Source organism: Mesorhizobium sp. M0898, from assembly GCF_040319695.1.
Classification (GTDB): Bacteria; Pseudomonadota; Alphaproteobacteria; order Rhizobiales; family Rhizobiaceae; genus Mesorhizobium.
The window spans coordinates 143,406-164,714 of the sequence record NZ_JAMYOE010000009.1; the positions used below are offsets into that span (position 1 = coordinate 143,406).

Here is a 21,309-nt window from a genome sequence, read left to right on the forward strand (position 1 = left end):
CCAAGGACTGGAGCGGGTATGATTCGTCTCATTGGCTATTTCTTCGGCATCGGCACGACGCTGGCCCTTTTGGTCGCGGCGGGCGTCGCGATCTATATCGGCCATTTGTCGAAGGACCTGCCCGATTACGAGGTGCTGGCCAAATACGAGCCGCCGGTGACGACCCGCATCCACGCGTCGGATGGCGCGCTGATGGCCGAATATGCGCGTGAGCGGCGGCTTTATCTGCCGATTCAGGCGATCCCGGATCGTGTCAAGGCGGCCTTCCTGTCGGCCGAGGACAAGAATTTTTACAATCACCCCGGCATCGACGTGACCGGCCTTGGCCGGGCCATTGTCGTCAACCTGCAGAATGTTGGTTCGGGAAAGCGCCAGGTCGGCGCCTCGACGATTACCCAGCAGGTGGCGAAGAACTTCCTGTTGTCTTCAGACCAGACCTACGAGCGCAAGATCAAGGAGATGATCCTCGCCTTCCGCATCGAGCAGGCCTACTCGAAGGATCGCATTCTCGAGCTCTATCTCAACGAGATTTTCTTCGGCTTCGGCGCCTATGGCGTCGCCGGTGCTGCGCTCACCTATTTCGACAAATCGGTGAACGAGCTCACCGTGGCCGAAGCCGCCTATCTCGCCTCCCTGCCGAAGGGGCCGAACAACTACCATCCCTTCAAGCATGCCGATCGCGCCTTGGAGCGCCGCAACTGGGTGATCGACCAGATGGTCGAGAACGGCTACGTCACGCATGAAGAAGGCGAGAAGGCCAAGGCCGAGCCGCTCGGCGTCACGCCGCGCCGCACCGGCAACTATCTCTTCGCCGGGGAGTATTTCACCGAGGAAGTGCGTCGCCAGATCATCGCGCGCTACGGCGAGAATGCGCTCTACGAAGGCGGCCTTTCCGTCCGCACGACGCTCGATCCGAAGATGCAGCTGATTGCCCGCAAGGCCATGCAGAACGGACTTATGAAGTTCGACACGCTGCGCGGCTACCGCGGGCCGGTCACGAGCATCGACGTTTCCGGCGACTGGGGTGTGCCGCTGGGCAACGTCAAGCGGTTGGAGGACGTGCCGGAATGGTCGCTCGCCGTCGTGCTCGACAGCTCGGCCACCGGCCTGTCCATCGGCCTGCAGCCGACGCGCCAGATCTCCGGCGAAATCGTCAAGGACCGCGTCGAAGGCACCGTCAGCAAGGAAGACATGAGCTTCGCCATGCGCCACGTCGTCGACGGCAGGACCGTCAAGGCGAAGTCGCCGGCCGACGTGCTGAAGCCGGGCGACGTGATTTTCGTGCAGAAGAACGACGGCTCGGACAACAGCTACAGCTTGCGCCAGGTTCCCGAAGTGGAAGGCGGCCTGATCGCCATGGACCCGCATACCGGACGCGTCCTGGCCATGGTCGGCGGTTTCTCCTACGCGCAGTCGGAGTTCAACCGGGCGACGCAGGCCATGCGCCAGCCGGGGTCGTCGTTCAAGCCGATCGTCTATTCGGCCGCCCTCGACAATGGCTATACGCCCGCCTCCGTGATCATGGACGGGCCGATCACCATCCAGAGCGGCAACACGACCTGGACGCCCAAGAATTACGACGGAACGGTGGCCGGCCCGGCGACGTTGCGGTCCGGCATCGAGAAATCGCGCAATCTGATGACGGTGCGGCTTGCCAACGACATGGGCATGAAGCTGGTCGTGGAATATGCCGAGCGTTTCGGTGTCTACGACCACCTGGCGCCGTATCTGCCGATGGCGCTGGGATCCGGCGAGACGACGGTGATGCGCATGGTGTCGGCCTATTCGATCATGGCCAATGGCGGCAAGTCGATCAAGCCGTCGCTGATCGACCGTATCCAGGACCGCTACGGCAAGACCGTCTTCAGGCAGGACGAACGCGGCTGCTCGAACTGCAACGCCGCCGAGTGGCAGAACCAGCCAGAGCCGGAGCTGGTCGACAATTCCGAGCAGGTGCTCGATCCGATGACCGCCTACCAGATCACATCGATGATGGAGGGCGTCGTGCAACGCGGCACCGGCGCCACCATCAACGAGCTCGGCCGTCACATCGCTGGCAAGACCGGAACGACCAACGACGAAAAGGATGCCTGGTTCATCGGCTATACGCCGAACCTCGTTGTCGGCCTCTATATGGGCTATGATCAGCCGAAAGGCCTTGGCAAGGGCGCGACCGGCGGCGGCCTTGCCGCGCCGATCTTCAAGGATTTCATGCGCGTGGCGCTGGACGGCACGCCCAATGTCGACTTCAAGGTTCCGGACGGCATGAAGCTGATTGCGATCAATCGCAAGACCGGCATGCGAGCCAACGCGGGCGACGCCGGAACCATCATCGAAGCCTTCAAGCCGGGTACCGGTCCCGCCGACAGCTATTGGGTGATCGGCATGGGTGCGGACGGCTCCAACGCCACCGGCGGGGCGCTGTCGCCGCAGGCCAACCAGGCCATCCAGTCGGGCGGCGGCGGGCTCTACTGACAATCGCTACATCGGGTCGGGCCGGCTTGACGACGATGGTCGAGCCGGTCCATTCCGCTTTACAGGGGCCGGTACATTACAGGGGCCGGCGCTTTACAGGAGACCGTGCCGTCCCTATGTATCGCGCCACCAAACCGCCATCCAGCAACAGGACAGAACAGCCAGCCATGCGCGCGGAAACGCAAAACATTGTCGACGAGATCAGGCAGGCAATCACCCTGCTGAGGAGGCATCTTTGACTGGGACCAAGCCATAAAACGGCTTGAGTACCTGAACGTCCGTGCCGAGGATTCGAGCCTCTGGAACGAGCCGCTGGAAGCACAAAAGCTGATGCGCGAGCGTCAGGGCGTCGAGGAAGGCATTGCCGCGGTCAAAGGCCTCACCCAGGCCCTGGAAGACAATATCGGCCTGATCGAACTTGGCGAGGAAGAGGGCGACGAGGGCGTCATCGCGGAGGCCGAAGCGGCGATCCGCTCGATGCGCGGCGAGGCCAAGGCGCGCCAGATCGAAACGCTGCTGTCGGGCGAGGCTGACGCCAACGATAGCTATCTGGAAGTCCATGCCGGCGCCGGCGGCACCGAAAGCCAGGACTGGGCCTCGATGCTTCTGCGCATGTATACGCGCTGGGCCGAGCGCCGGCGCTTCAAGGTCGAGGTGCTTGAAGTGCATGACGGCGAAGAAGCCGGCATCAAGTCCGCCACGCTGCTGATCAAGGGCCACAACGCCTATGGCTGGCTGAAGACGGAATCGGGCGTGCATCGTCTCGTGCGGATTTCGCCCTATGACAGCAATGCGCGCCGCCACACCTCCTTCGCCAGCGTCTGGGTCTATCCCGTCATCGACGATACGATCGACATCGACGTTTCCGAATCCGACGTCCGTATCGACACCTATCGGTCGTCGGGATCGGGCGGCCAGCACGTCAACACCACCGATTCGGCGGTGCGCATAACCCATCTCGCCACCGGCATCGCGGTTGCCTGCCAGGCCGAGCGCTCCCAGCACAAGAACAAGGCCAAGGCCTGGGAAATGCTGCGCTCGCGGCTTTACGAGGAAGAGCTGAAGAAGCGCGAAGCGGTGGCGAACGCCACCGAAGCGTCGAAGAGCGATATTGGCTGGGGCCACCAGATACGGTCCTACGTGCTGCAGCCCTATCAGCTGGTGAAAGATCTGCGCACCGGTGTCGAGAGCACCAGCCCGTCGAGCGTGCTCGACGGCGACCTCGACGATTTCATGGAAGCCTCACTGTCGCAGCGGATCGAAGGTGGCGCCGGCGAAACGGTGGCCGATATCGACTGAGGCCGCCGGGCACCAATCCGGCAGGAATGTGGGTTCATCACGCGAGAGTTACGGCCATCGCGCGAGAGTGACGAGCTCTCAATTTGCACTTACCTGTCGTTCTACAACTTTGTTTTTCATCGGATTTTTCAAAAATCGATTTCCGCTTTTGACGCGGATGCCGCGGGCCGCCGGTGCCAAGCCTGGAACCAGCGCGAGCCAAATCCCGTTATTGGCGATCCCGCTGCCGGGGTTGACCAGGTTTCGTCAATCAGGACGGCAGGTTGGTTCCGGCTGCAGAGGTCGGCGTTCGGTTGCGACAGCAATTGCTTGCGCCGACCAAGGAATCAGCCCAGCATTCATGCGCTGGGGAGGAAAAAAGCATTTATGGCCGGACGCGGCGTATCTGCGACCTGACGATCCGGCCACTGGGAAGACACGTTCCGGGAACGGGCAAGCGAAATGCTTGACAACCGTTGATAGGAACTGCGCTCATGCCTGCTCTCACAACCAGACCGGCCCCAGTCGCCCGCACGGCGCGCCGACTCCTGAATTCACTTGTCGCGGCAGTGGTTTTGATAGCTGCCGCCATTCCATTTGCGGCGCCTGCTCTGGCGCATGATGCCAAGCCGACCGCGGCCATGCCGCAAGGCTGGAGCTATCCCTTCTCCTGCTGCTCGGGCTATGATTGCCGCGAGGTCTCTCAGACATCGATCAGCGAACGTCCCGAGGGCTATGTCATCAAAGGAACCGGGGAAGTCGTGGCCTATAGCGACAAGCGGATCAAGAATTCGCCCGACGGCGAATATCATTGGTGCTCCGTTGCCGGTGCCAATGACGGAAAGACCATCTGCCTGTTCGTGCCGCCATCGTCCTATTAGCGCATGACGCCCGAAAGCTTGCCGACGGGCTGACCCGGGGGTGTGCGGCGGCTTTGGATCGATGAGCCTTCGGTCGGCACTCCAGCACTTTTAACCTGTGCATCGCAGGCTCACAGGTCGCTGACAGGCAGTTGTCAGGAGCGTTTCTTTATGCTGCCTTTGCTTACGGGCGGCATTGTGAGGGACCAATCCATGACGATCAAGGCAAGCTGCCACTGCAAGGCGACGACGTTCGAGGTCTCGCAAGCGCCGCAGACAGTGACGCGATGCACCTGTTCCTTCTGTTCGAAACGCGGTTCGTTGTGGGCCTATTACACCCCATCGCAATTCAGGCTCACCAGCCCGCCGGAGAATGTTTCGTTCTACCAGTGGGGATCGAAAACCATAAAACACGGCTTTTGCGCCACCTGCGGCTGTGGCACCTTCACCGAGACGCCGGACTGGTCGACAGGCGAGCCGAATTTCGACAATCCGAAGATCAGCGTGAACTCGCGGCTGTTCGACGATTTCGATCTCGACAAGGTCGAAGTGGTGGTCATCGACGGCAAGAATCTCTGGTAGCCGGTCGAATTGCGGTGGTCGCGCGAGCCGCTGCAGGCGTGTGGAATTGAGCCGGGGAAAGCCGCGGCAGCGGCTTTTGCTGGTCCGCTTTTCGCCGCATTTCATGTTACAAGTCGCTGGAAGGGCTGATGCGGTGCGCCGTTGCGCGGCCGTGGAATGGAGAGGGACCACCATATGAAAAAGATTGTGCTCGCCGTCGTGGCGACGGCTGTGCTCGTGAGCGCATGCACCACCGATCCCTACACCGGGGAACAGAAGGTTTCCAACACCGCTGCCGGCGCCGGTCTCGGTGCTTTGGCGGGTGCCGGGCTCGGCATGCTTGCCGGCGGTAACGACCGCCGCAACGCGCTGATCGGCGCGGGCATCGGCGCGCTTGCCGGCGGTGCCATCGGTGCCACCATGGACCAGAACGAGGCCGAACTGCGCCGACAGCTTCAGGGCACAGGCGTCAGCGTCACCCGCACCGGCGATCAGATCATCCTCAATATGCCGTCCGACATCACCTTCAACGTCGACCAGGACGCGGTGAAGGCCGGTTTCTATCCGGTGCTGAATTCGGTGGCCCTTGTGCTGAAAAAGTTCCGCCAGACCACCGTCGACGTGTTCGGCCACACCGACTCGACCGGCAGCGACGAGCACAATTTCGACCTGTCGCAGCGCCGTGCTTTGGCGGTCGCCAACTATCTGTCCGGGCAGGGCGTCGATTCCCGCCGCTTCGCCGTCACCGGCTTCGGCAAGACGCGTCCGATCGCCTCCAATGCGACGGCTGCCGGCCGGGCTCAGAACCGCCGCGTCGAGATCCAGCTGTCGCCGCTCACCTGAGGCAAGCACATGAACCGAGAGCGGCCCCGCAAGGGGCCGCTCCAATGGTTATGCCGGGCCACCGACCGTCGGCGCCCTTCGTTCGTGATGTCAGGACCGGGCCGGCTGATCGACAATCGCGGCAACGATCCGGCGCACGATCGGAAGCACAATCAGCAGACTGGGAAACGCGACAAGCCATGAAGCGCCCCATGCATAGCTCCAGGCCGCTATAAACCCGTTCGTCCAGCCTGCGCCGATTGCCGTCGAAACCGCCGAGACAATCGAGGACATCAGAATCGAAAGAACCAACGGCATCACCACCGCGCCGTAGGAGGGCGGCAGCTTTCTCAACTTGAAGGCTCGATCCGGTGATGCTTGCATCGAAATCTCCCAATCAGAAAAAATGTGCGTCAGCGTTACTGTGAGGACGATCAGGCGGCATATGCCGTCTGCAGCGCCAATTCCCGAATGAAGCTTCGCAGCGAACGCGGCTCGCGGCAAAGCGCGGCACGCAACGTCAGGCTGTTCCCGCCGAGGCCGTATTTGGCGTAGTGGCTGTGTACTTTGGCCAGCATCTGCAACTGCCGGTCGGTATAGGGAAGGCGGGCCTTCGCCGCCCAGTCCTGAAATGTCGGCTCGCCCGCCGAAACCGGCCGGCCAAGCGCTTCGCTCATCATGGCGACGACCTCTTCGCGGCTGTGCATACCGTCGGCGCACAGCTCGAGGGTCGCATAGGACAAACGCGCTTCGGTCAATGCGATTGCCGCCACTTCAGCCACATCGCGATAGTCGACGCGGGCGAGCTTCGCCGTCCTTGGAAACGGCTCGGCGAAAACGCCGTGCTCGACGACGGACGGCCAGGCCGCCGAGATATTTTGCATGAAATTGGCCGGGTGCAGAATGGTGTACTCCATGTTCGTCGAATAGAGGGCAGCTTCAACGGGTACCTTGCTTGCATGGTTTTCCAGCCTCGTATTGGTCGGCTGGATCACCGACGAAAAGACGAATTTTCGAACGCCTGCTCGCGCCGCTGCCTCAACCATGGCAACCCCCATGGCGGCTTCGTCGGGAGCAAAGGCCGGTCCGATGTGAAAGACACCGACGACACCTTCCACGGCCTGCTCAAGGCTCCGATGGTTGCGCAGATCTCCGATCGCGATTTCGGATGCGCCGGCTTTCCGGGCTTTTTCGGCACTCGCGGCGTCACGAACAAGCGCTCGAACCCTGGCATTGCGGCGGACGAGTTCAGGCACCACCAAACCGGCAACGCGGCCTGCGGCGCCTACGACCAGGACCGTTGGACTGGGTGTTCGCATGACGATCTCCTTCCTTCGAGTCTGCCTTTCGGCCTGTGCAGGGAAGATAAAATCTAGCGAACTTCGTTACAATGGATCGATTTTGCGATAGGTTCTCCCGATTTTCGGTAGAAAGGAGCGATGAGCGATGAGCCGGATAGATGATTTCGAAGCCTTCATTGCCATTGTCGAGCATGGCAGTCTGACGGCTGCCGCACGCCGGCTGAACCGCTCACTGCAGTCGGTCAGCCGGTCCCTGGCGACATTGGAGGAATCAATCGGGGTCGAGCTTCTGCACAGGACGACACGCCGCTCGACGCCGAGCGAAGCCGGAGCGGCCTTTTTCCAGCGCATCAAACCCGCCGTCGAGGAAATTAACGAAGCCAGGCTTCAGGCGGCCAATCGACGGTCGGAGCCATGGGGCATCCTGCGTGTCAGTGCCCCGGTTCTGTTCGGCCCGGACTTCCTCGTGCCGGTCATCGCCGATTATATGCGGACATATCCCCGGGTCGAGGTTGACCTCCAGCTTTCCGATGAATTTGTCGATCTCGATGCCGAGCGCCTCGATTTGGCTGTCCGAATCGGCAATTTGCCGGATTCCAATTTACGTGCGAAGCGCCTGGGCGCGCTGCGGCGCGTGGTGTTCGGCGCACCTGCCTACTTCCAGCAACACGGCCGACCGGCCCATCCGCTCGAATTGCGTGAGCATCAATGCATCGTACGAACCGTCGACGGCCGCCCAGGCGAATGGATGTTTCAGATTGAAGGCAAGCCCCGGCCGGTGAAGGTCGCGGGTACCTTCCGGTCGAATTTGATGATATCGATCTATGCGGCCGCGGTTCACGGATTGGGTCTGGGCTACTCGCCGCTTTGGCAGGTAAAGCACCTGGTGGACGATGGCCGCCTGGAACTGGTTCTAACCGAATTCGAGCCGGTGCCGGTGCCGATACACGCCGTGTGGCCGGAAGGCAGGTCGTCCTCAGCCAAAGTTCGCGCTTTTCTGGACCTGCTGGCATCCCGCCTGGAGCTCAGGGATCTTTAGCTATATAGCGAGCCTAGCGGCATACGGATCGCCGGCAGCACCAAAATCGACCGCCTCGCAGCAACGCCACAAGATTACCGAGAGCAGTACTTCTCAAAAGAGGGTGCTTCGCGCGTCGGCGGGGCCGCGCGCGAGCCGTGTCAGACCTTGGCGACGATACGCATGAAGGCCGGCATGTCGTCGCCGAAGCCGACGGTCGCGTCATTGTCTTCCTGGCGCTGGCGGGCAGGGCGCTCGCGCTGCGGCCTGGTGTCGCCCCGTTCCGGCGCGCGCCGTTCGTTGCGATCGGGCGAAGCCTTGCGTTCAGGTGAAGCCTGGCGCTCGCTGTTTTCCGAGCGGATCGCCTCTTTGCGGGTACGCCGCTCGTCGATGTCGGCGATGGTGGCTTCGGCCACGACCGGCTGTTCCTCGCTAACTGCTTCCGGCGCTGCTTCTTCGCTGCGCCTGGCGTGGCGTTCACGCGGTTTGCGCTCGCCCCTGTCCTTGGCGTCGTCCTTGCGGCCGGCACGGCGTGGCGCACCGCGGCCACGGCGCGGGGCCTCATCCTCGCCGCCTTCGCTGGCAACGACCGTCGACAAATCGCCGTCATGCCACTCGATCTTCGTGCCGATCAGCCGCTCGATGGCGTCGATGTATTTGGTGTCCGACTTGGTCGCGATGGTGAAGGATTTGCCCGAGCGCCCGGCGCGGCCGGTACGGCCGATGCGGTGGACGTAATCCTCCGCGTGGATCGGCACGTCGTAATTGAAGACATGGCTGACATCGGGAATGTCGAGGCCGCGCGCCGCGACATCCGAAGCAACGAGGTAGCGCAGCTTGCCGTCACGGAAATTGGCCAGCATCTGCATGCGCGCGCGCTGGTCCATGTCGCCGTGCAGGGCGCCGGCGTCGAAATCATATTTCAGCAGCGAGCGGAACAGCTCCGATACCTCGATCTTGCGGTTGCAGAAGATGATGGCGTTCTTCAGCTCGGCATCCTCGGCTTTCATCAGATTGCGCAGCGTCTCGCGCTTGTCCCAGGGTTTCGGGCCGGATTTCACCAGCCGCTGGGTGATGTTGGTGGCGGCCGATGCTGCCTTCGACACTTCGACGCGCACCGGTGCGTGCAGGAATTTCTCGGTGAGCTTGGTGATTTCCGGCGGCATCGTCGCCGAGAAGAACAGCGTCTGCCTGGTGAACGGGATCATCTCGCAGATACGCTCGATGTCGGGGATAAAGCCCATGTCGAGCATGCGGTCGGCCTCGTCGATGACGAGGATCTCGACGCCGTTGAGCAGGAGCTTGCCGCGCTCGCGATGGTCGAGCAGGCGGCCGGGGGTCGCGATCAGCACATCGGCGCCGCGCTCGAGCTTCTTGTCCTGCTCGTCGAAGGACACGCCGCCGATCAGCAGTGCGATATTGAGCTTGTGGTTCTTGCCGTATTTGACGAAGTTTTCCTCGACCTGCGCGGCGAGCTCGCGCGTCGGCTCGAGGATCAGCGTGCGCGGCATGCGCGCGCGGGCGCGGCCCTTTTCCAGCCGGGTAAGCATCGGCAGGACGAAGGACGCCGTCTTGCCGGTGCCGGTCTGGGCAATGCCCAGCACGTCCTTGCCGAGCAAGGCGTGCGGGATAGCACCAGCCTGGATCGGCGTCGGCTCGGTGTAGCCGGCATCGGTAACTGCGGAAAGGACCTTCGGCGACAGGCCGAGGTCTGCGAAGGTCAACGCTTCTTGAGCGATCTGGGTGTCTGAGGACAAGTTTGGCTGTCTTTGGCTGGTTCGGGGGCGCAACATATGCAGTCGCGGCAAGCGCCGCGCGCCTGCAAGATTGGTATTGCAGGTAGGCGCAAGCCCACGATTTGTCAACACAAACGGGCGGCATTGGTGCGATTGTGAAGCCGTAAGCTTAATCGCGATGCTTAATTTGCGCAGCGGCCGCCGCGCCGGCTCAGTAGCGGAACTGTTCGGCGAGAATGCGCTCGTTCCACGAATGGTTGGGATCGAACAGCAGCGTCGCCGTTGCCGTCGGCGATTCCCTCACCGTGACCGTCGTCACCGCCTTAACCTCGGTGTGGTCGGCGGCGGCATTCACCGGCCGCTTTTCCGGCTCCAGAATGTCGAAACGCACGATCGCCTTGTTGGAGAGCAGCGCGCCGCGCCAGCGGCGCGGACGAAACGGGCTGACCGGGGTCAGCGCCAGCAGCGGAGCGTCGAGCGGCAGGATCGGCCCGTGCGCCGACAGATTATATGCGGTCGAGCCGGCCGGCGTCGCAATCATCACGCCGTCGCAGTGCAATTCCTCCAGCCGCTCTTGCCCATCCACGGTGATGCGGATCTTGGCCGTCTGGTACGACTGGCGCCAAAGCGCGACCTCGTTGATCGCGAGCGCCGAAATCGTCTCGCCTTCGGCCGTCACCGCCTGCATCTCCAGCGGACGGATCGTTTCGGCAACGGCCGCCGCGATGCGCCCGGTCAAGCCGCTGGCGCGGTATTCGTTCATCAGAAAACCGATGGTGCCACGGTTCATGCCGTAGACCTTCTTTCCCGTGCTCATCGTCTCACGCAGGGTCTGCAGCAGAAAGCCGTCGCCGCCGAGCGCCACGACGATCCCGGCTTCTTCGACGGAGGCCTGGCCGTAACGCGCAGAGAGGCTTTCCAGCGCTGCATTGGCGTCGGCTGTACCGGATGAGACGAAGGCGAAACGGCTGGCGGTTTTGCTCATGGCTCTCAACGACAACCGATTGGCGACGACCGTCTGGCGACCGATTGGCGGCGACCGGTTGCTGGGCCGCGCCAGCGCCGGGTTAGCATGGGTGGGCATTTCTGCAAAGGGAGGGAGGTGCCTGGAGATGGCGACCAAACAAGCCGCACTCGCGCATCATGTCGGAGGACAAAATGATGTGATGGTTAAGGCCCGCCTTAAACTCTCGTAAAGCCGGATCGATCATGTTAGCCGGCAGCGGACGGGCGGCGTGGGGGCTAACCAGTCGAGGCCGATCTATTGCCGCTGGCACGCTTGATTATTGTCTTCCTGATGCTGGCAAGTTTTGCCCTGGCTTTCGCGGAACTGGTGCGCCAGTCGGAGGAAAAGAGCTTTAGACCCGAGCCCACGGCCTCGCGCTGCGGCGACGCGGCGGGGACACCCTGTCCGCAAAGGGCGCTTTGACGCCACAGCGCCAGTGCTTATCGGGCTTGCAACAGATGGCAGCCGGCCTGGCGCTTTTGCGCGAGATACTCGTCGACAAGCTGGCGATAGCGAACTTTGCCGAAACTCGGGAAATGGCCGCCGTGCACGACCGAGACATCGAGATCGCGCATGCGCAGCAGCGTTTCGACATAATCGTCGATATCGGAGTGATAGACGTCGTCGATCAGCGGGCCGTCATAGATGATGTCGCCGGAAAACAGGATGCCCGTCCTGTTTTCGTAGAGCGCAATGCCGCCGGGTGAATGGCCGGGCGTGTGGATGACCTCGAAGGCACGGTCGCCGAGATCGACGATGTCGCCTTGCTCGAGCAACCGGCCGGCTGGTGCGGGCAGGATCCGGTAGCGCTTCGTGTCCCAGCCTTGCGGCATGCCGTCGAACATCTCGTCGGTAGCATAGCGGTCGGCAACCGTCCATTCGTTGCGTGGATCGGCGAGGATTTCGGCCTCGGCCGGGTGCACGCAGCGGTCGGGAAATTCGTGATGGCAGCCGATATGATCGAAATGGGTGTGGCTGGCCACGCAGGTGAGCTTGCGCTCCGTGACCAGCGGCACGAGGCGGCGCAGACTGAAATGGCCGAGGCCGGTGTCGAACAGAAGATCGCGGTCGCGGCCGCGCACATGCCAGATGTTGCAGCGGAAGAACGGCTTGATCCACGGCTCGTGGATCAGCGTCACGCCATCGCCCATGCGGATAGTTTCGTACCAGTCAGGAGCGTCGATGATTGGAAGCGTGCTCATGTTTGGTCCGCAAGCAGGATGATGTCGCCAGCATCGCACGATATCGCGACAACGTCGCCCGGCTGGACGGCCGATGCGGCCGCGACCTTGGCGATGAAGTGCAGCGCCGGGTCGGTCGTGGAGGTCCCCAGCACACGCTTGAAGCTGCCCTGGAAGACGACGTCGCTGACCTTGACCATGCCAAGCGCCACGGCACCGCCTGCAGCGCCGAGAACAAGATGCTCCGGGCGGATGGCCAGCGCAACGGCCAAGCCGGGCGGCAATGTGCCGGGCAGCGAGAGCGCCCCAAGCTTCGTGGTGACGGTGATTTTGCCGCTCTTCGCCTCGGTCACCGTTCCCGATAACAGTGTGCTTTCGCCCATGAAAGTCGCGGAAAAGCGCGTCGCTGGCCGTGCATAGACGCGCTCGGGCGGTCCTTCGTCCTCGATGCGCCCGTCATTCATCACCACGCAATGATCGGCCAGCGCCATCGCCTCTTCCTGATCGTGAGTGACGTGGATGAAGGCGGTGCCGACGCGTTTCTGGATCGCCTTCAACTCGTCCTGCATCTGCCGGCGCAATTTCAGGTCGAGCGCGCCGAGCGGCTCGTCGAGCAACAGCACCGCCGGCTCGACCACCAGGGCGCGCGCCAGTGCCACGCGCTGCCGCTGACCGCCGGAAAGCTGGTGCGGCTTCTTGTCGAAGGCAGTGGCCAGCCCAACCAGCGCCAGCGCCTCGCGCGCCCTTGCTGCCCGGGTTGCGGCATCGACACCCCGCATGCGCAGGCCGAAGCCGACATTGCTGCCGACGCTCATATGCGGAAACAGCGCGTAGTCCTGGAACACGGTCGTCGTCGGCCGCTTCGCCGGTGGCACGGCAGTGCAGTCCTCGCCGCGGATCAGCACCTTGCCTTCGCTCGGCGTGACGAAGCCGCCGAGGATGGACAGAAGCGTCGTCTTGCCGGACCCGGACGGCCCGAGCAGGATCGTGTAGCTGCCAGGCTCGATCGTCAGCGAGACGTTCTTCAGCACGGTATGCTGGCCGAAGCGATGCGAGACGGAGCTTATATCGACCAGTGGCGCACTCATGCCGGCTTCCTCCGCAACAGCATCAGCTCGAACAATACCACCAGCACGATGGAGACGGCGAAGACCAGCGAGCCGACGGCGTTGGTCTTGGGATTGAGGCCGGAGCGCAGCAGGTTCCAGATCTCGACCGGCAGCGTCGTATCGAAGCGCGTCAACAGGAACGAGATGACGAATTCGTCCCAGGAGAAGGTCATCGACAGAAAGAAACCGGCGAAGATCGCCGGTGCCATGACGGGCACGGTGATCAGCAGCAGCACCTTCCATTCGGGCGCGCCGAGGTCGCGCGCGGCGCGCTCGATGTTGATCTGGTGGTCGCCCATCTGGCTGTAGACGATGGCAAAGCAGAGCGGCAGGTTGATCACGACGTGGCCGATGCCGGCGGCAATGAGCGACTTCGGCACGCCGGCCCAGTTGAACAGCACCAGCAGCCCCATGCCGATGATGAGATAGCTGACGGTCAAGGGCAAGGTGATCAGCCCGCGCATCAGGCCCGAGCCCGGCAAAGCGAAGCGCGCAAAACCCCAGGCGGAGAGAAAGCCCAACGTGACGGCGGCAGCCGAGGAGACGACCGCCACCAGCAGCGAATTGACCAGAGCCGAAGTCAGCCGCGTGTCGGCGAGCACGGCCTCGTACCAGCGCAGCGACGGTCCGGTGAAGGGCGGGATCGGAAACGACGTTGCCTGCAGCGAAAACAGCACCAGAACGATGACCGGTAGAAAGATGAAGCCGTAGATTGCGATGGCGTAAAGGCCGGAGACGAGGCGGATGAGCGCGCGCATGGTCAGGCCCGCTCGATCTTCAGCCAGCGGGAGCAGGCGAGATAGGCAATGGTGACCACCGCCATCAGGATGATCGACAACGCCGAAGCGAGCGGAAAGTCGCCGCGCCGGCCGATCTGCATCATGACGAGCTGCGGCATCAAAAGCTCGTTGTTGCCGCCGAGGATCTGCGGCGTGATGTAGTCGCCGATGCACAGCACGAAGGTGAGGAAGGCGCCGACCATGATACCGGGGAGCGTCAGCGGCAGAACGACATGCAGGAAAGTCCGAACCGGCCCGGCGCCGAGGTCGGCGGCGGCCTTGCGATAGCTGGGGCTGAGCTGCTTCAGATTGGCGAAGATCGTCAGCGTCAACAGCATGACGAAGAAATGCACGAAGCCGATGACGGTGGCCAGCCGCGTATTGGCGAGCTGCAGCGGTTCGCTGAACAGGCCGGAGCCGGTCAACGCATGGTTGACGACGCCGTTCTGCGCCAGCACCAGCAGCCACGAATAGGAGCGCACGACATAGGAGGTCCAGAACGGCAGCACCGCCAGCATCAGCGCCAGCCGCTGCCAGCGCTCGGGCACCTGTTCGGCCAGGATCCAGGCAAAAGGATAGGCGAGCAGCACCGAGATCACGGTGACGATCGCTGTGACCTGCAGCGAGTTCACCATCGCCTGCCAGTAGGACGGATTGGCAAAGAACTGGCTGTAGTTGGACAGCGTGAAGCCGCCGCCTTCATGCGCTGTCAGGCTGGATACCGCCATGGCGACGAAGGGCAGCACAAAAAACAGAAGCGTCCAGCCGAGCGCCGGCGCGACCAACGCCCAGGGCAGGGCACGCCCGCTGTTGACGGCGTTCACGACGGGCAGCCGGTCATTGCGCCTGCAGCATTTCGGTCCAGACGTCCTGCATCTTCTTGTCGAGGTCGGCGTTCGGTGCAGGATAGGACTGGGCGCGGGCGAGGAATTCCGGCTGCTCGTCAAAGCGCAGGATCTTCTTCTGCTCGTCGCTCAACGCCGCCTTGCTGTTGGCCGGCATGCCCCAATAGCAGGACGAGGTGGCGAGCCGCGCCTGGCCTTCGGGGCTCATAATGTACTGGATGAATTTAAGCGCCAGCTCCTTGTTCTTGGAATCCTTGAACATTGCCAGCGACTGCGACCACAGCACGGCGCCTTCTTTCGGGATCGAGAAGTCCAGGGCAGGGTTTTCCTTGGCCAGCCCCGCCGTCACCCATTCGCCGCCGCCGACCAGAATGTCGACCTCGCCGGTCGCCAACGCCGTCTGGCTGGCGGTCACTTCGCCGACCAGCTTGGCGTTGGCCTTCATTTTGAGCAGCTCTTCCTTGATGGCGGGAAGGTCGGCTTCGGTCAGGTCGGCGGTCTTTTTGCCGATCGCCAGTGCGGCCATGCCGATGACCGGCAGGTAATAATCGTAGATGGCGATCTTGCCCTTGTACTTATCGCCGGTCAGCGCGGCAAGCGACTGCATGTCGGCCGGGTCGACCTTGGTCTTGTTGTAGCCGATCGTGTTGTAGCCGAACTTTTCGGTGATGCCGTAACGCTTGCCGTCGACGACAGTGGAGCTATCCATCTTCACCTGCGGAAACAGGTCAGCCAGCGGCAGCTTGTCTTCCGGTAGCGGCTCGAACAGGCCTTTTTCGACGCCGCGCGGTACGTCGATGCTGTCGATCACCATCACGTCCCAATCGCCGGGCTGCGATTGTTCGACGATGGCCAGGCCGGCGCCCGTGCCTTCAAACTCCTTGACATTGACCTTGACGCCGTTCGCTTCCTCGAACGGCTGCAGCAGCGCCGGATCGGCGTGATCGCACCAGATCAGCGCGTTGAGATCCTGCGCCTGAGCGAGGCTGCCCGCCGCCAGCAGCAGTGCTGCCGCGGCACACGCGCCTTGGAGATGGCTCTTCAGAACGGAAAGCGGATTCCTGACGGTTGGATTGGGGGTCTTTGGATTGACGGACATCGAGTGTTCTCCCTTGCCTTTTTGGCTTGTAGGAAAAATTGAACCAATTCTAAAATTGAGTCAATTCTGTTTTTGTGGCAAACAGCCGTTATGAGCGGATTGCGGGCAAGGCAGAAGGCGGATCGGCACCGCCGCATCATCGAGGCGGCGGCGGCGCTTTTCCGCGATGCCGGTTATGAAGGCGCCAAGATCGAGACCATCGCCGCGCAGGCCGAAGTCTCGGTCGGTACCATCTACAATTACTACCAGAACAAGGGCGACATCCTCGGCGCCATTGTCTCGATGGAGGTCAACGAGGTGCTGAATGCCGGGCGCGGCGTCGTCGCCAACCCGCCGGCCAATGTCGGCGACGCTCTCGATACGCTGCTCGGCATCTATATCGAGCATTCGCTGCATTATCTCAGCAAGGAGATGTGGCGGCAGGCGATGGCGATCTCGACGCGACTGCCCGACAGCCCGTTCGGCCAGGCCTATACCGGGCTGGACCGCGCCCTGACCGAGCAGATCCGCGCGCTGATCGTCCGCCTGCAGGCGCTCGGCCTGGTGCGCCGCGACATCGACGGGCCGGCACTCGGCGAACTCATCTTCAACAACATGAACATGATGTTCATCGAATTCGTGAAGCGCGAGGAGGCGAGGATTGCCGAACTGCGCACGGCGATACGCAGGCAGAACAGGATATTGGTGGCGGCGATCGGAGTGTAAGAAGATCAAGGGCGAGTTGGGCCTGCAACACAAATCGCCGCAGCCGGAGCATCGCCTAACGGTTGATCAGCCATAGAATGGCCGAGAGCACGATGCTGACCAGTATCCCCGTCGTGATAGGGACATAAAGCCTGAAGTTCTCACGCTCGATCACGATATCGCCGGGCAGCCTGCCAAGGCCGGTCCGAGCCAACCAAGGCCACAGCAGGCCTATGGCAACTATGCTGAGACCAACCACGATCAGAGTTCGCGACATGGCAGCATCCTGCCGATAAAAATGCCGGACGCCTAGTATGGACCCGGATCACCCAGCCGTTAGGCCTGCTCGAGCGAGGATTTCAGGAGCCGGCATGACATGCCCGTGCGGCTTGCAGTAGACGGGGTCGATCGCGTGATAGCCAAGCAGATGGCCGAGTGGCGCCAGGATCGCCAGCGCCACTCGCTGAATCGCAGGTGGCGGGTGCGTGAAGACGATCACGTCGGCAAATTCCCTGGCGATGACTGCTGCCTGAAGCGGCGAAGGTCTACCTTTTCTGTCTACCTTGCCGGCATTGGCCAGGCCGAAGAGCATGCCGATCAGCAGCTCGAAACGGTTCGGGTCGACATTGTCCGCACCTGGCGCCCGGTCGACTTCGACCAGGACATGCGCTTCTTCGGTTTTGCTGCTGTTCCACCAATCATGTGCGACGCCTGCTTCGACCGTGGCGGATTGGCCAGGCTCCAGGGACAAAGTCTTCCCGGCGATGCAAGCGTCGAGACGGCCACGGAGGACGGTAAACCGTTCCGTCAGGTTCGGGTGGAAGTGCTCGCCCACCACTGCGGCTCCCGGCCGGGCGGTCAGATGAGCGATGCCAGGTCCCTGGCCGCGGTCTTCGGTGCCACGCAGGATGACCGCATATTCGCCGGTCACCTTGTTCTCGTAGACATCTCCACAGCGTGACATGGATCGGTTCCGGAGTTTCAGAGCACCACTGCCCGGCAACTCTATCGTCAACGGCTTGGTCGTTCAACGACGCTCCAACGGGCGATTGCGGAAACACCAGTTTCCGGCTCTTCGTCAACGCGGGCGATCAGCGCTCTACCGAACATGCTTAGGCGGCCGCGCTCGCGGAAACGGCACGACCGTCAGTGGCGCCTTGCGGAATTCCGCGATGGCTATTTCTTCAATCAGCGCGTCGAGGGCCTCGTTGACGCGTCGGCTCGTTTCATCCGCGCCGCAGAGGCGGTTTTGTGCGCACTCCAAAAGCTCGCGCGCCGCGGCGAAATCACTTCGCATGACAACACCCTTTGGTTTTTGGCCCGCCGCACCGACATTGTCGGCGCGCTTAATTGAGCGAGTGCTAATATACACAGGAGCAATTTAATCGAATGGTACGAGATGGCCGAGGCCGGGAGAGAGGGCCGAAATGACGGCTCTGCAACCGCGAAGTCACGCCCGGGCTCAGCGTCTCTAGATATGAGATGCTAACTCGTTGTCTGGCGACAGATTTTGCCAGCAATTTCACGGAAGTTTCTGGTGACCCGACGAGGACGGTCCCGACCCGTACGCCCCTAATACGATCTTGGGCGGCTTATATATTCTCTGGCGGCGGCAATCTGGCGCCGGTGCTCGCGGAGGAAGGCTGCGCCGAAACAAATGGCGAAGGCCAGTACTGAAAGGCTTGTCGTTGCTCTTGATGTTGGATCGGGATCGGGACTTAGCAGGAAACGGAAACCGAACGCGAAGGCGAAGACGATAAATCCGCCAAATATGCCGTTGATGAAGGGGGCGGTCGTGCGTTTCTGCTCCAACGGAAACTCCCATGGTTTCCGATGCAGTTATATGCGTTTGAACTGATGTGCCACCGCTCTTGACGGCCCGACCCTGTGGAAATCGGGGATGACCAGATATCGATGCGCGTTGGGAAGTCCTCGCAAGCAATCCTTGCTTGCTGGTGCCCCCGGACGGGATCGAACCGCCGACCTTCGGTTTACAAAACCGCTGCTCTACCAGCTGAGCTACAAGGGCACGGCGCTTCGGTTACCATATTTGATGCGCCAGTAAAGACAAAACTCCGTTTTTCGGTTCCCGGCGAACGCGCCGGTTCTGCCGCCGGGGCGTCCTGAAAACGGCCAATTCGCTTCCTATATTGATGGAAGGTGCAATCGCATCAGCGAGGCAGTCGCATGATCAGGTTTGTCATCATTCTCCCGCTCGTCGTCGTGGCCTGGGTTCTCCTGGTGAAGCTCATCAAGGACCTGAAGCACGCCAATATCGACTGGACCGGCGTCACCACCATCGTCGGCTTCATCGCGCTCGCCTTCTGGCTTCGCCACATCACCGGGATGGGGTGAGCGAGAGAGTGAGTAGTGAAACCGCGAATTCTCACTACTTACCAATCAAAACGAAAATCACTAAGAACCGCTCACTAAGAATTCTCAGAACCTCCGAACCTTTCGCTGCCGCGCCGCGACCGATCTCCAGAGGCGAATGATCGCCTCATTCAAAGATCGAGGAGATCATCATGTCCAAGCGCAGTCTTACTGTAAGCGATGTGCTCCTCACACATTGCTCGGATAATTCGGCCGCTCGGTGTCAGATGCCATTGGCCGCTGAACCTTATGGCAACGTGCGTCACTACCAGTCAGTGGCGACGATTTGAGGCCGTTGATACTGCGAAACATTTCGATATGCTTCCTTTCAAGCCATAAGATTGTCGCGCAGCGCCTGTGTTGGATTTTCAATGCCGAGAAGAAAGCAATTTAAGGGAATTTGCCACGATATTCTTGAAAGCTTTGTCAGTAGATACAACGACCTGGATGGCTACTGGGCCTTGGGGCAATACGCAACCTTTCTGACGGAATCCGGTCAACGGGAGTTGCGGCTACAGCTGCAGAGGGGATCAACGTTGTCTGAGTGCTCCAAATTCAGCGCCTCGGCTACCTACTATCAAGGAGCGGTGTTGCGGCTTATGGATGCGAATGAGATGCCGCATAGCTGGTTTGCGGATGCCTACATCAGATTTTCCATGGTGGGTCCGACGAATGCTCTTTGCGAGGTTGAAATCGTGTCTGATCTCGGCAAGGCTTACCACTGTGATCGCAGGATCGACGTCCGACCTCATAACCCGCTTCGCGAGCACCGGAGAGGAGGCAACTTTGGGCCGTCAAATCAAATGGGCCAGTAAACCCGATCCGAGGCAAGGCATTTGTGCAATGACTGGTTCGGGCCGACTGCCATGGGTAGGAATTCCTTTGTAAGGCGGGATATTTCCAAGGAAGCAGCTCATCGATCCGGCATTGTTTATGGCCGCTGACGATGGCGGTGAGTGTGCTCGTCAGATAGGACAGCGGATCAAAAGTATTGAGTTTGCAAGTTTCAATGGCGAGGCGATGGTCGCCCAGTTCTCGGCCCCAGCGTCGTGCCCTGCGAAGAGTGCGTTCTTGCGATTGAGGGCTATCGGTCCGATGGTTCGCTCGACGCTGTTATTATCGATTTCGACGCGGCCGGCGATCAGGAAGAGCTTCAGGCCATCCCGGTATTTGGCGATGTAGGCCAAAGCCTCGCCGAGTGGGGACTTGGCCGCGACGCGCGACCGTCTCCATCGCCACTGGCGCCCTAGCCGGCACCGCCTGTCGTCGTCGGCCCACGGCACGCATCATCATCATCACCATTGGCATCACTGGTGGTGGTGGCACCACCATCATCATCACCATGGAAGGTGATCATCTTCCTTTGATTAGATGATCCACTTGGCGAAAGGGTGGCTTCGGCCGCCCTTTTTGCGTCATGAGCCAGGATCGTTGCCGTCGGCCGAAGAGACCCGAAAAATGTTTGAACCTTTTTCTCCGCCGCAACGACTGATGGTCAAGAGGCGGTTGGATCGCCTCCCACAACAAGGAGATCGTCATGTTCAAGCGCACCATCATTTCCGGCCTCGTCGCCACCACTGTCGCCGCCGCCATGCTGGTCGGCACCGTTCAGCCGTCGGCCGCCCATCACAAGCACAAGCACCTCGGCATCGGCATTGCCGCAGGTGTCGGCGGCTTCCTGCTCGGCAGCGCGCTGGCCCAGCCGCGCACCGTCTATATCGAGGAAGACGGCGGCTCGTGGCACGTCCGGCGCTGCCTCAATCGCTACCAGAGCTACGACCCGTACTCGGACACCTATGTCGGCTACGACGGCTATCGCCATCGCTGCTGGCTTTGAGGGCCACGATGCCAGCTTGGGAGGACGTGACCGTTTCATGCAACCGGAAGGGCGCCCCACTGGCCCTTTTTCTGTTGTTCGGCGATAGGCTTCCTGTCGAAATCGACTGACTATCAGTGTCGGCGCTGCCCCTCATCTGCCTGCCGGCATCTTCTCCCCGTATAGTGATGGGGAGAAGGGACGCTCTCGGCGATGACTTCGGCAGTCTCCAGCGCTGCAAGAGGGCGCCAAGGTCGCGGTCAGCTTCTTTCTCCCCCTCAAGGGCAGGGCTATCGCATATGAGTGATGGCATTGATGAGATAGTCGTCGTTCCAGGCGCATTTCTTGATGCGATGGCTGATGGGA

General features: G+C 61.6%; 22 protein-coding genes, 1 tRNA gene and 1 pseudogene. 9 read left to right on the plus strand and 15 right to left on the minus strand.

What is annotated here, in order from left to right; genetic code table 11:
• The first annotated feature begins 18 nt into the window (after nucleotides 1–18).
• From NKH90_RS13540 to NKH90_RS13560, 5 genes are all read left to right on the plus strand, one after another.
• Nucleotides 19–2,475: a penicillin-binding protein 1A gene (locus tag NKH90_RS13540; RefSeq protein ID WP_352472768.1), complete on the plus strand. Its 2,457-nt coding sequence runs from the start codon at nucleotides 19–21 to the stop codon at nucleotides 2,473–2,475.
• Nucleotides 2,476–2,642: 167 nt separating this feature from the next.
• Nucleotides 2,643–3,774, plus strand: a protein-coding gene (prfB, locus tag NKH90_RS13545) for a peptide chain release factor 2 (protein WP_352819747.1) whose coding sequence is annotated in 2 segments (ribosomal slippage) — nucleotides 2,643–2,708 and nucleotides 2,710–3,774 — 1,131 coding nt in all. Because the reading frame shifts where the segments join, the coding sequence is not laid out codon by codon here.
• A 473-nt stretch (nucleotides 3,775–4,247) separates the two neighbouring features.
• Nucleotides 4,248–4,634 (plus strand): hypothetical protein, encoded by a 387-nt coding sequence (locus tag NKH90_RS13550; RefSeq protein WP_031212810.1) that lies wholly within the window; start codon nucleotides 4,248–4,250, stop codon nucleotides 4,632–4,634.
• A 192-nt stretch (nucleotides 4,635–4,826) separates the two neighbouring features.
• Nucleotides 4,827–5,195 (plus strand): GFA family protein, encoded by a 369-nt coding sequence (locus NKH90_RS13555; RefSeq protein WP_023679923.1) that lies wholly within the window; start codon nucleotides 4,827–4,829, stop codon nucleotides 5,193–5,195.
• 174 nt (nucleotides 5,196–5,369) lie between these two features.
• Complete coding sequence (locus NKH90_RS13560) at nucleotides 5,370–6,017, plus strand: YiaD family glycine zipper/OmpA-like lipoprotein (RefSeq protein ID WP_254817106.1); 648 nt, start codon at nucleotides 5,370–5,372, stop codon at nucleotides 6,015–6,017.
• Nucleotides 6,018–6,107: 90 nt separating this feature from the next.
• Here the strand turns inward: NKH90_RS13560 and NKH90_RS13565 are convergent, their stop codons facing one another.
• Both NKH90_RS13565 and NKH90_RS13570 read right to left on the minus strand, forming a co-directional pair.
• The gene (locus tag NKH90_RS13565; RefSeq protein ID WP_023679921.1) at nucleotides 6,108–6,380 is read right to left on the minus strand and encodes a DUF2798 domain-containing protein; all 273 of its coding nucleotides are present in this window, start codon (nucleotides 6,378–6,380) and stop codon (nucleotides 6,108–6,110) included.
• A gap of 50 nt (nucleotides 6,381–6,430) precedes the next feature.
• Nucleotides 6,431–7,315 carry an NmrA/HSCARG family protein gene (locus NKH90_RS13570; RefSeq protein ID WP_352819749.1) on the minus strand — a complete coding sequence of 295 codons (885 nt, stop codon included), beginning with the start codon at nucleotides 7,313–7,315 and terminating at the stop codon, nucleotides 6,431–6,433.
• Between the two features lie 127 nt (nucleotides 7,316–7,442).
• Between NKH90_RS13570 and NKH90_RS13575 the strand changes: the two genes are divergently transcribed.
• On the plus strand, nucleotides 7,443–8,336 hold the full coding sequence (locus tag NKH90_RS13575) for a LysR family transcriptional regulator (RefSeq protein ID WP_352472770.1): 894 nt from the start codon (nucleotides 7,443–7,445) through the stop codon (nucleotides 8,334–8,336).
• 140 nt (nucleotides 8,337–8,476) lie between these two features.
• On the opposite strand, the gene NKH90_RS13580 is transcribed toward NKH90_RS13575, so the two are convergent.
• The 7 genes from NKH90_RS13580 to NKH90_RS13610 form a co-directional block, all read right to left on the minus strand.
• The gene (locus NKH90_RS13580; protein ID WP_352766704.1) at nucleotides 8,477–10,072 is read right to left on the minus strand and encodes a DEAD/DEAH box helicase; all 1,596 of its coding nucleotides are present in this window, start codon (nucleotides 10,070–10,072) and stop codon (nucleotides 8,477–8,479) included.
• A 190-nt stretch (nucleotides 10,073–10,262) separates the two neighbouring features.
• The gene (locus tag NKH90_RS13585) at nucleotides 10,263–11,036 is read right to left on the minus strand and encodes an NAD kinase (RefSeq protein WP_023679915.1); all 774 of its coding nucleotides are present in this window, start codon (nucleotides 11,034–11,036) and stop codon (nucleotides 10,263–10,265) included.
• Nucleotides 11,037–11,497: 461 nt separating this feature from the next.
• Nucleotides 11,498–12,259, minus strand: coding sequence for an MBL fold metallo-hydrolase (locus tag NKH90_RS13590; RefSeq protein ID WP_352472773.1), 762 nt, complete (start codon nucleotides 12,257–12,259; stop codon nucleotides 11,498–11,500).
• Nucleotides 12,256–13,326, minus strand: a complete 1,071-nt coding sequence (locus NKH90_RS13595) for an ABC transporter ATP-binding protein (RefSeq protein WP_352819752.1) — start codon at nucleotides 13,324–13,326, stop codon at nucleotides 12,256–12,258. Before NKH90_RS13595 ends, NKH90_RS13590 begins: the two co-directional genes overlap by 4 nt.
• Nucleotides 13,323–14,105 (minus strand): ABC transporter permease, encoded by a 783-nt coding sequence (locus NKH90_RS13600; protein ID WP_352451075.1) that lies wholly within the window; start codon nucleotides 14,103–14,105, stop codon nucleotides 13,323–13,325. The genes NKH90_RS13595 and NKH90_RS13600 overlap by 4 nt, the downstream gene beginning before the upstream one ends.
• A gap of 2 nt (nucleotides 14,106–14,107) precedes the next feature.
• Nucleotides 14,108–14,950, minus strand: a complete 843-nt coding sequence (locus NKH90_RS13605; RefSeq protein ID WP_352819754.1) for an ABC transporter permease — start codon at nucleotides 14,948–14,950, stop codon at nucleotides 14,108–14,110.
• Nucleotides 14,951–14,963: 13 nt separating this feature from the next.
• Nucleotides 14,964–16,070 carry a polyamine ABC transporter substrate-binding protein gene (locus tag NKH90_RS13610; RefSeq protein WP_352819756.1) on the minus strand — a complete coding sequence of 369 codons (1,107 nt, stop codon included), beginning with the start codon at nucleotides 16,068–16,070 and terminating at the stop codon, nucleotides 14,964–14,966.
• A gap of 90 nt (nucleotides 16,071–16,160) precedes the next feature.
• Between NKH90_RS13610 and NKH90_RS13615 the strand changes: the two genes are divergently transcribed.
• Entirely contained in the window at nucleotides 16,161–16,775 is a 615-nt protein-coding gene (locus NKH90_RS13615) for a TetR/AcrR family transcriptional regulator (protein ID WP_352819758.1), read from the plus strand.
• A 55-nt stretch (nucleotides 16,776–16,830) separates the two neighbouring features.
• Here NKH90_RS13615 and NKH90_RS13620 read toward each other — a convergent pair whose 3' ends face one another.
• The 5 genes from NKH90_RS13620 to NKH90_RS13640 form a co-directional block, all read right to left on the minus strand.
• Entirely contained in the window at nucleotides 16,831–17,031 is a 201-nt protein-coding gene (locus NKH90_RS13620) for a DUF2905 domain-containing protein (protein WP_023679908.1), read from the minus strand.
• Nucleotides 17,032–17,079: 48 nt separating this feature from the next.
• Nucleotides 17,080–17,718 (minus strand): cupin domain-containing protein, encoded by a 639-nt coding sequence (locus NKH90_RS13625; protein WP_352541363.1) that lies wholly within the window; start codon nucleotides 17,716–17,718, stop codon nucleotides 17,080–17,082.
• Nucleotides 17,719–17,853: 135 nt separating this feature from the next.
• Nucleotides 17,854–18,051, minus strand: coding sequence for a hypothetical protein (locus NKH90_RS13630; protein WP_084641813.1), 198 nt, complete (start codon nucleotides 18,049–18,051; stop codon nucleotides 17,854–17,856).
• A 275-nt stretch (nucleotides 18,052–18,326) separates the two neighbouring features.
• A complete protein-coding gene (locus NKH90_RS13635) occupies nucleotides 18,327–18,566 on the minus strand; it encodes a hypothetical protein (RefSeq protein ID WP_156937488.1) in 240 nt (79 codons plus the stop codon).
• Nucleotides 18,567–18,707: 141 nt separating this feature from the next.
• Nucleotides 18,708–18,783 (minus strand) — tRNA-Thr (locus NKH90_RS13640).
• Between the two features lie 158 nt (nucleotides 18,784–18,941).
• Here NKH90_RS13640 and NKH90_RS13645 point away from each other — a divergent pair.
• Nucleotides 18,942–19,109 (plus strand): hypothetical protein, encoded by a 168-nt coding sequence (locus NKH90_RS13645; RefSeq protein ID WP_352649049.1) that lies wholly within the window; start codon nucleotides 18,942–18,944, stop codon nucleotides 19,107–19,109.
• A gap of 909 nt (nucleotides 19,110–20,018) precedes the next feature.
• Here the strand turns inward: NKH90_RS13645 and NKH90_RS13650 are convergent.
• A pseudogene (locus tag NKH90_RS13650) lies at nucleotides 20,019–20,353 on the minus strand (IS66 family transposase); the annotation flags it as partial.
• 311 nt (nucleotides 20,354–20,664) lie between these two features.
• Here NKH90_RS13650 and NKH90_RS13655 point away from each other — a divergent pair.
• Nucleotides 20,665–20,964 carry a BA14K family protein gene (locus NKH90_RS13655; RefSeq protein ID WP_352766692.1) on the plus strand — a complete coding sequence of 100 codons (300 nt, stop codon included), beginning with the start codon at nucleotides 20,665–20,667 and terminating at the stop codon, nucleotides 20,962–20,964.
• Nucleotides 20,965–21,309 lie beyond the last annotated feature (345 nt).